Here is a 12,136-nt window from a genome sequence, read left to right as displayed (position 1 = left end):
CGCACGCGTGGGGTGCGGTGATCGGCACCTGAAGGGCCGGACGTGTGCGGCGCCGTGTGAGGCGCGTCCTTATCTCCCTGCAACACGCTTATCCCGCAGCAAACAGCAGACTGCTTTGGTCGTGGCCATGAACTTCGTCAAGCGCGCCGGCATGAGCCTGGGGAGCAGGAGATCCAAGACCGCGGCCCTGCTGGCGATCTTCCTCGTCATCTGCGCCCTGCTCCTCGGCGGCCTTCTGCTGGAGGATGCCGCCGCCCGCCGGGAAAGCGACGCGCGGCGTTCCATCGGCGTCGACGTGACCGTCCGGAAGGACGGTCTCACCCGGGCTCAGGCCGACCGGCTCGCCGCCCCGGGCCTGGTCCACCGCTACAACGCGGAGATGCGGGTGCGGGCCGCCGCGCAGGGGTTCACGCCGTTGACGCCGAGATTTCCGGAGCCGGGCGGTACCGCGACCGAGGACGGGGCGAAGAGCGAGCTGGCCGTGAACGGTGTGCGTGACACGGGGATGCTCCTGCCCTTCTCGTACGGCTCGACGAAGGTCACGGCAGGTCGCGGCATCACCCCTGAAGACGAGGGGCGCGACGTCGCGGTGATCGAGCAGCGCCTGGCCGACGCGAACCATCTGAAGGCGGGCGACACCGTACGGGTGCGGTCGCCGGACGGCGCGCGCACGATGCCCGTGACGGTCGTCGGCATCTTCCGGGACCCGGCACGGGATCCGGCGATGTGGACGGCGCCGCACGAACTGCCCGGCAACACGCTGTACGTCCCGGTGGGCACCACGGAGAAGCTCACCGCCGGTACCGCGACGGTCAGCGAGGCGGTCTTCAAGATCGGCTCGCCGGACCGGGCCCGGCGACTGCACGCCGAGACCGAAAGGCTCCTGGGCAAGGGCGGCTTCGACTTCCGCGTCAACGACAAGGCCTACAAGGACCAGGTCCTGCCCATCGAGCGGGTCGGCACGTTCGCGGGACTGATGGTCCGGGTGATCGCCCTGGCCGGAGCGCTGATCCTCGGCCTCGTCGTGGCCCTGCAGATCCGCGAACGGCGCACGGAGCTCGGAGTGCTGCTCGCGATGGGCGAGAAGAAGTGGAAGCTCATCGGCCAGCACGCCGTCGAAGTGGCGGCCGTGGCCCTGCCCGCCGTCGCCCTCGCCGCTCTGGCCGGTTCGTTCGCCGGGCAGCCCGCCGGGGAGGCGTTCCTCGGCCACCAGGGCCACAAGCCGGTCTCGTCCGGCAGTACCCCGGACGCCGAGATCGCTTCGCCCACGGTACGGGTCGAGGCGGCCGATGTCGGCAAGGTCGCCGGAATCGCGCTCGGCATGTCCCTGGTCTCCACGGTCATCCCGGGCCTCGGGATCCTGCGCCTGCATCCCCGTTCCCTCCTCACCGACAGCGAATAGCCGCCCCACCCCCACGAACACTCACCCGCCGAAACGGACCGAGAGAGCAGCGGATCCCCTTGAACTTCGTCACACGTGCAGGGCTCAGCCTGTGGGCCCGCAAGGGCCACACCCTGATCACCCTCGCCACCTTCCTCGTCATCTCCGTGATGGTGCTGGCCGGCGTCCTGATCAACGGTGCGACGGCCCGCGCCGAACAGGACGCCACACGCTCGGTGGGCGCCGAGGTCAACCTCGACGTGGACATGAGCCGGATGGGCACAACGGCACAGCTCCAGGCACCGAGCATCGACGCCGCGACCGTCGACAGGCTCGGGACCCTGCCCCAGGTGCAGAAGTACACGTACTCGACGTGGGACCGCGCCCTCCTGACGGGCAAGAACAAGCTGGTCGACGGCGGGCCGAAAGAGCCCATGGGCCCCGGTGGAACCGCGGCCATGGGCGTCCTCGACTCCTCGCTGCTACCGGACTTCCGCAGCGGCCGGCTTCAAGCTGGACGCCAATGACAAGGCCGTCCGGCAGATGACGGGCCCGCTCAAGAGCATCCGCTCCACGGCCACCGTCGCCATGTGGCTGATGGGCCTCGCCGGTGCGGCCGTCCTGGCCCTCCTGGTCAACCTCGCCGTCAAACGGCGCCGCACCGAGTACGGCGTCCTGCTGGCGATGGGCGAGAAGAAGTGGAAGCTCATCGGCCAGCAGGCCCTGGAGATCGTCGCCGTCGCCGTCATCGCGATGGGTGTGAGCTCGCTCTTCGCCCCGGAGCTGACCCAGCGTGCCGGTCAGGCACTGCTCGGCGAGGAAGCCTCCGCCGCCGAGCGGAAGATCGGCTCCTGGAAGCCGCCGGCCCCGGGCAGCACCGGAATCGACCAGGGCCTCGACCCGAACGACAGGCCCGTCGAGAACGCCGACCCCATCGACGAGATCACGGTGGCACTCGACCCGGCGGACCTCGCCACCCTCGGCGGGGTCGGCCTCGCCATCGGCCTCCTCGCCACCGCCGTCCCGGCCGCGTCCGTACTGCGGCTGAGCCCCCGCACCATCCTCACGAAGGGCAAGTGACCCGCCATGACCACCGCCACCCCGGCCCCGCCCGTCCTGCGTCTCACCGGCATCAGCCACACCTACTCCGGCCGGCGCCGCAGGACCACCGTCCTCAAGGACATCGACTACGCCTTCGAACGAGGCACCTTCTACACCATCCTGGGCCCCTCAGGCAGCGGCAAGACCACCCTGCTCTCCCTCGCCAGCGGCCTCGACACCCCCACCAAGGGCACGATCAGCTTCGACGGGCAGGACCTCACCGAGCTCGGCCTCGGCCGCTACCGCAACAAGCACGCCGCCACGATCTTCCAGCAGTACAACCTCCTCACCTACATGAGCGCACTCCAGAACGTCACCACCGCCATGGAGATCACCGGCGCGAAACCCGGCACCGGCAGCCGCAAGGCCCGCGCCCTGCAACTCCTCGAGCACATCGGCCTGGACAAGACGATGGCCACCCGGAACGTCATGCGGCTCTCCGGCGGCCAGCAACAGCGCGTCGCCATCGCCCGCGCCCTCGCCTGCGACGTCGACATCCTCTTCGCCGACGAACCCACCGGAAACCTCGACGAGGACACCGCCCAGGGCGTCATCGACACCTTCCGCGACCTCGCTCACGAGCGGAACACGTGCGTGGTCGTCGTCACCCACTCCCGGCAACTGGCCGCACGGTCCGACCGCATCCTCAGCCTGCGCAAGGGAAAACTCACCGAACAGGTGCGAACCCGATGAGCGGTCACTCGGTGTCCGGCGGCCACGTGGCGCGGTCTCGGACGTGGTGGAACTGCGGCAGCTCGGAGGCGAGGACGTCGAAGTGCGGGAGCGGGGCCCACAGGCTGCGCTCGCCGATGACGTACAGGCGGCGTTTGGCACGGCTCGCGGCGACGTTGAGGAGATGCGGGGTGCCGGCCGCCCACTCACGGGCGCCGGGGCGCCCGCCGCCGAGCACGAGGACGACGACATCGGCCTCTTTGCCCTGGGCCCGGTGGACGGTGGCGCAGCGCTCCTCGATCAGCTCGGACGTCCAGCCCTCACGACTGCGGCAGACCCTCTGGCATTCGGCGACGAGGGCCCGGAAGGGGGCGATGACGCGCACGCGCTCGACCTCGACGCCGTGCCGGCGCAGACCGTCGAGGACGAACTCGAAGGCCCGGCGGTCACGTTCGCCCCACGGGGCGTCGGAGGGGCGGGCCGGGTCGTCGGTGTTGAGCCAGCGGCTGGGGAGCAGGCCGCCGCGTTCCGCGTCGGGGAACGCCTTGGGTTCGGTGCCGTAGACCATGAGGCCTCCGTAGGCGACCTCGTTGCTGACCGTGAACATCGGATCTTCGCAGCGGCGGTGCACGCGGAGCGGCGAACCCACCCAGACGTGCTCGTCGTCGGTGTCCGGGGACGGGAGGTAGGTGCCGTAGCGGTTGGTCCGGTCGGCGACGGCCTGGGCCGAGGTGGCCGAGGGAAGCCAGTGCTCGTCGACGCCGTGGGCGCGCAGCAGCCGGCGCTGCAGGGCCGTGGGCATGGTGACGACGGGTTCGAGCTGGAGCGGATCGCCGACCAGGACGGCGCGGCGGGCGCGCCACAGCGCACCGACGGCGGCCTGCGGGGTGGCCTGTCCGGCCTCGTCGACGAGGACCCAGCCGATCGACTCCCGACCGAGGCGGGCGAACATGCTGCCGACCGAGGAGAACGTGGTGGAGACGACGGGCACCAGGAGGAAGAGGGTCTGCCAGGCACGCTCGACCTCCTCGTCGGGAACGGGCCCGTTGGTACCGGCCATCAGCTCCATGAGGAGCTGGAGGTTGCCACGGATCTTCTTCGCGGCCCCGGCGGCGAAGGCGCGGTGCAGGTCGAGGGCGCGCAGGAACAGGTCGCTGCGCGCGGTCGACCAGGCCTCGTCGGACCAGGGCGCGCCCAGCTCCTGGTCGGCCTCGTCGAGGTGGGCCCAGCCGAGCGGCAGTGAGGTCAGGGTCCGTGCGGCCTCCCGCAGTTCGCGGTGGCGGCCGTCGAGTTCGGCCACGGCGCCCCGCAGGTCGCGGCGGGACGAGTCGGCGGCCTGCCGGGCCTGCCGCAGAGCGGTGGCCGCCGTGGCCTCCCGCGCGCTCGCGGCCCGTTCGTACGCGAGGGCGGTGGTGACACCGGCGGCGGCCTCGTCGACGTCGGCGCCGGACCGGTCCTCCCGGGTGGCGGCCAGCGACTCGGTGCGCGCGGCTGCGGCGACCCGCTCCAGGGAGTCCTCGAGCGCGGTGCGCTGCTGGACGAGCAAGTACCCGATCTCGGCCTGGGTGTGCTCCTGCTGCCGTTCGGCGGCCTGCCGGTCGGCGGAGCTCTGCAGCAGCCGGCGCAGTCCGCCGCGCAGGCCCCGCTCGGTGGCCGGGGGTGCGTCGTGGCGGGCCGTGAGCGCGCTCACGTACTCACGCTGCCGCGCGGCCAGTTCACGGGCGGCCGACAGGTCCGCGCGGGCGGTGGCCAGCTCCTGGCGGGCCCGCGGTACGTGCTCGCAGGCCGCCCGGTGTCCGGCCTCGGCCCTCGCGGTGGCGGTCCGGGCGGCGGCGCCGGTGGCGGCGGCCCGGTCCAGGACGGCCGTGGCGGCGGCGACCTGCCCGTCGGCCCTGGACACGGCCGCCTCCAGGTCCGCGATCCGCTGCCCGGCCGACGGGGACTCGACGGCGGACAGGGCCGCGGCCAGCCGGGCGCGCCCGGAGCGCAGCCGCTCGACCTCGGCCTGGGCGGCCCGGAACGCGGCGACGGCCCCGGTCCATGACGGCACGGGCAGGGCGGGGCCGACGACCGCGGCCTGGGCCTGCTGCTCCGGGGTCACGGGACTCCGGCCGCCGGGTGTGGGATTCGGCCCAATCCAGTCGCTCAGGACATCCCGCATGCCCCGCAGCGGCGGCAGACCGGCGGCGGAGCGGGCATCGGTCTCCTTCTCGGGGAGCCTGCCCCACCAGAACCGTTCCCCGAACTCCCTGCGGTTGGACTTGTTGCCGAGCACCGCCGCGACCAGCCCCCAGGCCGGCCCGCCGAGGAGCGCGGAGGCAAGGTCGGAGAAGTGGTCGGGGCCGCCCCGCCAGTGCTCGCCGAGCGCGCCGATGCCGGGCAGTTCCGCGGTGATGTTCTCCACGGCGCCGTTGTTGGAGGAGGTGACCACGATCTCGAACCCGGTCAGCCGCGGGTCGAGCCGCGACACGAAGCGGGGGTGGCGACCCTGGCGGTCCCGGCCACGCCACGGGGGACCGGTGAACGCCTGACCGGGCCGGTCGAAGGTGGCCAGCACCGCCGCTCGCTCCACGACCAGGGCGGCGACCAGGTCGCGCAGCATCGTGGTCTTGCCCGTGCCCGGCGGGCCGTTCACGGAGAACATCCCGCCCTCGCTCCCCGCTCGGTCGGCGAGCATGCGGTCGACCGCGAACTGCTGGCTCAGGGCGAGCGGGAACCGCGCCGCTGCGGGCCAGCGGCCGGCCGGAACAAGGTCCGGAGCGACCCCGTCCAGGACGACCCCGCGCTCTTGGCGGACATCCGTCCGCGCCCCCACGGCGACGGAGTCGAGCTCGGTCAGGTACGCCGCCAGTGCCGGGCCGATGCCCTTGCCGACCGCCGCGGACACCCGGGCGAGGTCGGGTGGGAGCAGACTGTTCAGGAACGGGGCCGCGACGGCGGCCTTCTTCCGCGGGTCCGCCGGCCGGCGGACCAGCCTGCTGCGCACCCGGACCACCTGCGGCCGCAGCTGGTCCCGTACCCCGCACAGGTCGGCGATCTGCGCGGTCAGGGCGACGAGATCGGCGAACCCGAGCGCACGGGGGCCGGCGTCGGCGCTCGTCCCGGACTCCGCCGACGTGCCAGGACCGTCGGCCGGCGCAGTCTCGGGGACGCCCGCGGTGCCCTCGGGCCGCCCGGACTCCCCTTGTTCCTCGGCAGGACGGCGGGCCGCGGCCCAGTCCGCGGCGCGCCGCACCAGGGGCTCCGCCGCGCCCTGCAACGCGGCGCCGGCGACCTCGCCGAACAGGGCCCCGACCGCGCCGACGGCAGCGCCGCCCAGGATCTCGGCGAGCAGCCGCTGCCAGTTTCCGGTGCCGGCCCCCGGCCCACCCCCGGAGCCGGGCCGGCGCTCGTACGTCGCACCGGCGGCCGGTGCGGTGGGACCGTAGGGGATCGCGGTGGTGGTGAGCTCGTCGATGGCAGTGCCGAACGCGTCGTTGAGCTCCTCGAAGCCGTCCAGCCACCCGGCGGCGGACGGTCCCGGATCGAACAGACGCCCCGTAGCCCAGCCGCACGCGGAGATCACGGACGTGTCCTCGAGCGGTCGGCCCTCGTCGTCCAGGACCAGCGCGAACATCGCGCTCTGGCCCGACAGCACCAGCTCGCTCTGCGGCACGCCGGGGTCCGGATCGGTCCCCGCGGGCAGTACCGCGATCATCGCCTGGCGGAGCAACTCCAGCTCGAAGACACCGCAGTAGACCTCGTGCCGCCACATCCAACGGTGCGGTGCCCGCCGCGCCCCCGTCTGCGGGTGGTCCGCGGCCCACGGCAGGAGCGGCGGCACCCGGCCCGGCTCCGGGGTGAGGTCGACGATGTACTCGTCCCTCCCCGCGGAGCGTGCGGCGGGGCGCCGCCGGGGCAGCGCCGGGATGGTCGGCGGACTGAACAGCTCGATCGCGCGCCAGCACTCGAGCAGGGCCCTCCGCCGATGGTTCTGCGCGTCACCGCTCCGCACTCACTGCCCCCGTGTCGCACGCGCGGCACCCGCCGCTCCCCTGAAGATCAGCTGTGTCACCGAATCTACCGGACCGTCAGCAGGCCGCGCTCCCGTCGGCGGATCCGACCGGTGCCCGAACGCCGCTGCTCGCACGGCTGGTTCGGCCGTCCCGGGCGCGGCGAGGGTGGCGGCCGGTCGGGCCGCCCCCGGGCTGCCGGGTCACGGCGTGTGCAGGGCGAGGGCCGCGCAGTGGCCGGCCGGAACCAGGACGTCGGTCAGGGTCCACCCCGGCAGGCGGGCCGGCGCGGCGCCCGAACCGACGTAGTCCGCGGCCGGGTTCTCCGACAGCCCGACCCCCAGGCCCTTGAGGTAGGCCTCCTTGCGGGTCCAGACCCGGGTGAAGGCCGCCGAGCGTTCCCCGGGCGAGAGGGCCGCCAGTTCGGCGGCTTCCCGCGGGTGCAGGACGTCGGCCAGTTCCGGGATGGTCCGGGGTGCCACCAGCTCCTCCACGTCCACCCCGACCGGGGCGGTCGCGAACGCCAGCAGGCTGATGTCGGTGCAGTGCGAGAGCGAGAAGTGCAGGGCTCCGCCCGGGAGTACGGGGCGTCCGTGCGGCTCGTCGCAGTGTGCGCACGGAGCCCGCTCGACGGTGACCTCGCGCGGGACGATGCCCAGGTACGCGCCGAGCAGCCGCCGCAGTGCGACGTGCGCGCAGACGTACGCGTCCCGGTCGGCGGCCTGGACGAACTCGGCCGCGCGGGCCAGCTCTTGGGCGTCCAGGGTGCCGGGGGCGTGCCGGGCGGCGTGCACCCGGTAGTTCGTGGTGTCCACGAGCCACAGCTGCGGGCTCGCGGCCACCAGGACGGCCTGCGCCGGACCGGGGTCCGACAGCCTTTCCGGGACCAGGAGTTGCCGGGTCAGTACGGACATGGGGGGACCTCCTCAGGCGGCCGCGGGGACGGGGATCTGCTCCACCGGCGCCGGCTCCTCGGCCCGCGCGGGGTGGCGCAGTGCGAGTACCGCCGCCACCGGGGAGACGAAGGCGATCGCGCCGCACAACAGCCACGTGGTCTGGATGCCGAGGACGAGCGAGAGCGAGCTGAAGACGGCGATGGAGATGGGGGCGGTGCCGATACCGGCCAGGGCGAGGGTGGACATCGCCGCTCCCATCCGGTCCTCGGGGGCCGCCTGCTGGTACAGGGTGACGATCGCGGGGCCGTTGAGACCGGACAGCAGTCCGACCCCGGCGGCGACGGCGGTGAGCGAGACCACGGACGGCATCAGGGCCATCACGAGGATTCCGGCGGCGAGGCCGGCGCCGGTGACGACGAGGCGCACGAACATCGGGATGCGGTGCGCCATCGCGGCGCCCACCGCGCTGGAGCCGAGCGCGCCCACGCTGAAGGCCGCCAGCACCACGCCCACGGCGCTGACGCCCCAGCCGCGCTCGGAGACCAGCAGCGGCAGCGCCACCTCCGCGGGCCAGCTGAAGGCGAGGTCGAGGCAGAGGGCGGCGACGAACATCCAGCGCAGCCGGGGGTGGGCGGCAAGCAGCCGGAAACCGTCGCCGGAGCGCTTGACCAGGGAGACGCCGGGCTCCGGCTTCGGGCGGACGAAGCCGTGGGTGACGTGCAGCAGGCAGCCGAGCCAGATGGCTCCGGTGACGGCGCCGACCAGCATCGCCAGCCACAGTTCTCCGACGGTGATCAGGAGTGCTCCGGCCGGGGCGCCGAGGATGGGGGCGACGCGCAGCACCATCGCGTAGAGGGAGTTCGCGCGGGCCAGCTGGTCGCCGCGGGCGAACATCGGCAGCAGGACGCCGGACGCCGGTCCGGCCAGGCCCAGGAGGATCCCCTCGACCAGCGCGATCACCACCAGCGGCCACAGCTGGTGGGCGGTGGCGGTGACCACGGCGCCCGCGGCGAGCAAGACGACGCGGGCGGCCGTGGTGCGCAGGAGGATGAAACGCGGTCCGAGGGTGTCGGCCACCGCCCCGCCGAAGATCAGCATGAGGGCGCGGGGCACGGTCGCGGCGAGCATCAGCAGGGTGACCGCACGGGTGCCGCCCAGCTCGACGGCGGTCCAGTTCATGGCGATGAGCAGGGCGAAGCTGCCGAGCTGCACGGAGGCCTGGCCGCCGACGAGGGAGCCGACCCGGCCCCACTGGACCGGTTGGGAGGGCTGCGGAACCTGCTGTACGGGGGTGTCCATGGTGCACCTGTTCTCTGTGTGGGCTGAGGGAGGGGTGGGGTGGTTCATCGCCGGTCACCGTGGCGGTGCGGGCCGGCGAGGGCGACGGCCACGGCCCGCCGTGCGGCGCGCGCCAGGTCGGAGCCGCGGGGGGCGCCGCCGTACGTCCGCAGTTCCAGGCGGCCCCCGAGGTGTCCGAGGCCCGCCGCTCCGAGCGCCCGGTACGCGGCCGTGGCCGCGGCGGCGGTGGCGGCCGGGCCCGCCGCGGGGACGGCGGCCGCACTGACCCCCGGTACTTCCGAGAGCCGGAACCGTCCGCGGACGCACGCCGCACGCCGACGGCGCCCGGGCGGCCCCGCGAGCCGGCCGCCCGGCACGGGCCTCGGGAGGGCCCGCCCGGGCACCGGGCCGGCGACGGCGGGAACGGCGGGCCGGGCCGGGCCGGGCGCCCTCATGACGGGCTCCCGAGCGCGACGGCCGGCACGGCTCCCGGCACCGGGGTGTCCGGGGACCACAGGTCCGCCGGGTCCAGATCGGCGACGCGGTACTTCCCGAGGGCGCTGACCAGCAGCCGCAGCTCCAGCGCCAGGGCCTCGACGAGCCGGATCAGGCCCGCCTCGGGGTCCTCGTCCACCGCCAGCAGCGCGGCCCGGCCCAGGCCCACCGCGGTCGCGCCCAGCGCCAGGGCCCGTGCCGCCCGGCCGCCCTCCCAGATCCGGCCCGTCGCGAGCAGGTCCCCGGCCGGGCGGCCGATCCGGCGCAGGCACTCCCCGAGCGGCAGCCCCACCTGGTCGAGGAACACCCGCGGTGCCCAGCCGGTGCCGCCCTCGGCGCCGTCCACCGTGACCGCGTCCGCGCCCGCCGCCCAGGCGGTGGCGGTGGCCGCCGCGATGTCCCGGCCCGGGTGGAACTTCACCCAGGTGCGGGCCAGCGGGAAGTTGTTCCGCATGAACCGCAGCTGCTGGCGGACGATCTCCTCGGTGAAGGTGCCGGGCGTCGCACACCGCAGCCGCCTGCCGTCGGCGGCGCCCAGGAGGTCCCGAACGGCGAACTGCCCGGCCAGCCGGCCGGCTTCCTCCGCGCCCACCACCGTCATCCCGCCGAGTCCGGGCTTGGCGCCCTGGCCCACCTTGAGTTCGAAGCCGAGCCGGCCCGAATCGCGCAGCGGCCGGGTCCCCGGGTCGCTGTAGAGCAGGTTCCAGACCTCGGAGTCGGCGTCCTCGGTGGACTGCTGGACGACGACGCCGCCGACCCCGTCCGGGACGGACTCCGCGTAGGCGGCCACCCGTTCCAGCAGGGCCGAGCGGGTGGCCCCGCCGTCACCGCCGCGGGCGTAGCCGTGCACCGGCACCATGTTCTCGCCGATCACCATCGGGATCCCGAGCCGCGCCGCCTGCCGCCCGGCCGCCACCCCGAGGTCGCCGCTGCCGGCCCGGGTGGAGCCGAACGCCGAGAGGTACAGCGGCAGTCGGGCCGTGAAACCGCCGATCGACGTGTCCAGGTCCACGTCCTCGTACGAGGGCTCGCGGCCCAGGTCGATCAGCTTCTCCAGCCGCCGCGGCATGAAGACCGGCGGCGCGATCCGCAGCGCGTCCAAGGCGTCGGGGGCGGCTCCCGGGGACCAGGCCCCGTACCCGTACGAGCCGTTCCCGTACGAGCCGTTCCCGTACCCGTCGTTCCCGTAGCCGTCGGTCCCGTACCCGCCGGCCGCCGACCCGAAGAGTTCCGCCCCGTAGGCGTCCGCCGCCGGGAACACCTCGGCCGTGCCCGCCCGGGCCCTGGCCCGTACCGCCCGCTCCGGGAAGCCCGGCGCACCCAGTGAGCTCACGGCGCGATCACCCCCGGCAGCTTCGGGTAGGCGCTGACCTGCCAGAGGGCGTCGAGCCCGGTCAGGTACCGCACCAGGCGCTGCAGCCCCATGCCGAAGCCGGCGCTGGGCTCGATGCCCTCGCGGGCCAGCTCCAGGTACCAGGCGTACTTGGCCGGGTTCTCGCCGCTCTCGCGCATCCGGGTCACGATCGCCGCGTAGCCCGACTCCCGCTCGCTTCCGCTGACCAGCTCGCCGAACCCGCCGTGCGCGATCAGGTCGAAGTTGCGCAGCACGCCCGGGCGCTCGGGGTCCTCGCGGTCGTAGAAGCCGCGCGAACCCTTCGGGTAGTCGTCGATGAAGAACGGCCGGTCGGCCTCCAGGGAGAGCACCTTCTCGCCCTCCCAGTCGATCTCCGCGTCCGGACTCTGCGGGTGGCCCCGCCCGATCAGCCGGGCCACCGCCTCCTCGTGCGTGCAGGAGTCGAACTTCCCGGACCGCAGCTCGGCGAAGTCCAGCTCGTCCCGGCCCAGTTCACGGAGCACCTCGGGGACGGCCGTCCACACGTGGTCGACCACGCTGGTCAGCAGGCCGGCCGCGATCTCCTGGGCGTCGGCCCGGCTGCCGCCCGCCATCTCCACGTCGATCTGGTGGAACTCCACCAGGTGGCGGCCCGTGCCCGCGGTCTCGGGGGGCTCCACCCGGACGTTCGGGGCGATGTAGAAGAGGCGCGGAAAGCCCTTCAGGGAAGCCTGCTTGTAGAGGATCGCGCTCGTCATCAGCTTGTACGGCTGTCCGTAGTAGTCGACGTCCAGCGCCTTCGCGCCGCGCCCGCCCGGGTCGGTGACCGGGCCCACCAGGGGCGGCAGCAGCTCCACGAAGCCCTCGCCGCGCAGGAACTGCCGCGCCGCGTGGAGGGCTTCCTGCTGGACGAGCATCGCGGACCGGAGCTGCGGCGAGCGCAGGTGCTCACCCAGCGGGGGAGGGGTCGAGAAGTCCATGTCGGGTC

The 12,136-nt window shown here is 74.0% G+C and carries 10 protein-coding genes; 4 read left to right on the top strand and 6 right to left on the bottom strand.

All coding sequences use genetic code 11. The features are described 5' to 3' along the window. The first annotated feature begins 127 nt into the window (after positions 1-127). The 4 genes from OG247_RS04080 to OG247_RS04065 are packed head-to-tail and all read left to right on the top strand — an operon-like array spanning position 128 to position 3,175. The gene (locus OG247_RS04080; protein ID WP_327250885.1) at positions 128-1,402 is read left to right on the top strand and encodes an ABC transporter permease; all 1,275 of its coding nucleotides are present in this window, start codon (positions 128-130) and stop codon (positions 1,400-1,402) included. Between the two features lie 59 nt (positions 1,403-1,461). Beyond that, positions 1,462-1,908, top strand: coding sequence for a hypothetical protein (locus OG247_RS04075; protein ID WP_327250884.1), 447 nt, complete (start codon positions 1,462-1,464; stop codon positions 1,906-1,908). A gap of 16 nt (positions 1,909-1,924) precedes the next feature. Next, the gene (locus tag OG247_RS04070) at positions 1,925-2,461 is read left to right on the top strand and encodes an ABC transporter permease (protein WP_327250883.1); all 537 of its coding nucleotides are present in this window, start codon (positions 1,925-1,927) and stop codon (positions 2,459-2,461) included. 6 nt (positions 2,462-2,467) lie between these two features. Then, positions 2,468-3,175: an ABC transporter ATP-binding protein gene (locus OG247_RS04065; RefSeq protein ID WP_327250882.1), complete on the top strand. Its 708-nt coding sequence runs from the start codon at positions 2,468-2,470 to the stop codon at positions 3,173-3,175. Positions 3,176-3,179: 4 nt separating this feature from the next. Here the strand turns inward: OG247_RS04065 and OG247_RS04060 are convergent, their stop codons facing one another. The 6 genes from OG247_RS04060 to OG247_RS04035 all read right to left on the bottom strand — a co-directional run bounded on the left by OG247_RS04060 (position 3,180) and on the right by OG247_RS04035 (position 12,128). Continuing rightward, positions 3,180-7,148: an AAA domain-containing protein gene (locus OG247_RS04060; protein WP_327250881.1), complete on the bottom strand. Its 3,969-nt coding sequence runs from the start codon at positions 7,146-7,148 to the stop codon at positions 3,180-3,182. A 201-nt stretch (positions 7,149-7,349) separates the two neighbouring features. Continuing rightward, positions 7,350-8,060 (bottom strand): 4'-phosphopantetheinyl transferase family protein, encoded by a 711-nt coding sequence (locus OG247_RS04055; protein ID WP_327250880.1) that lies wholly within the window; start codon positions 8,058-8,060, stop codon positions 7,350-7,352. Positions 8,061-8,072: 12 nt separating this feature from the next. Continuing rightward, entirely contained in the window at positions 8,073-9,341 is a 1,269-nt protein-coding gene (locus OG247_RS04050; RefSeq protein WP_327250879.1) for an MFS transporter, read from the bottom strand. 44 nt (positions 9,342-9,385) lie between these two features. Beyond that, on the bottom strand, positions 9,386-9,775 hold the full coding sequence (locus OG247_RS04045; RefSeq protein WP_327250878.1) for a hypothetical protein: 390 nt from the start codon (positions 9,773-9,775) through the stop codon (positions 9,386-9,388). Next, complete coding sequence (locus OG247_RS04040; RefSeq protein WP_327250877.1) at positions 9,772-11,148, bottom strand: glutamate synthase-related protein; 1,377 nt, start codon at positions 11,146-11,148, stop codon at positions 9,772-9,774. Before OG247_RS04040 ends, OG247_RS04045 begins: the two co-directional genes overlap by 4 nt. Beyond that, positions 11,145-12,128 carry an asparagine synthetase A gene (locus tag OG247_RS04035; protein WP_327250876.1) on the bottom strand — a complete coding sequence of 328 codons (984 nt, stop codon included), beginning with the start codon at positions 12,126-12,128 and terminating at the stop codon, positions 11,145-11,147. The genes OG247_RS04040 and OG247_RS04035 overlap by 4 nt, the downstream gene beginning before the upstream one ends. Positions 12,129-12,136: the final 8 nt, after the last annotated feature.

Source organism: Streptomyces sp. NBC_01244 (genome assembly GCF_035987325.1).
Classification (GTDB): domain Bacteria; phylum Actinomycetota; class Actinomycetes; order Streptomycetales; family Streptomycetaceae; genus Streptomyces.
The sequence above is the reverse complement of the archived record's forward strand: the minus strand, read 5'-3'. Positions and strand labels throughout refer to the sequence as shown.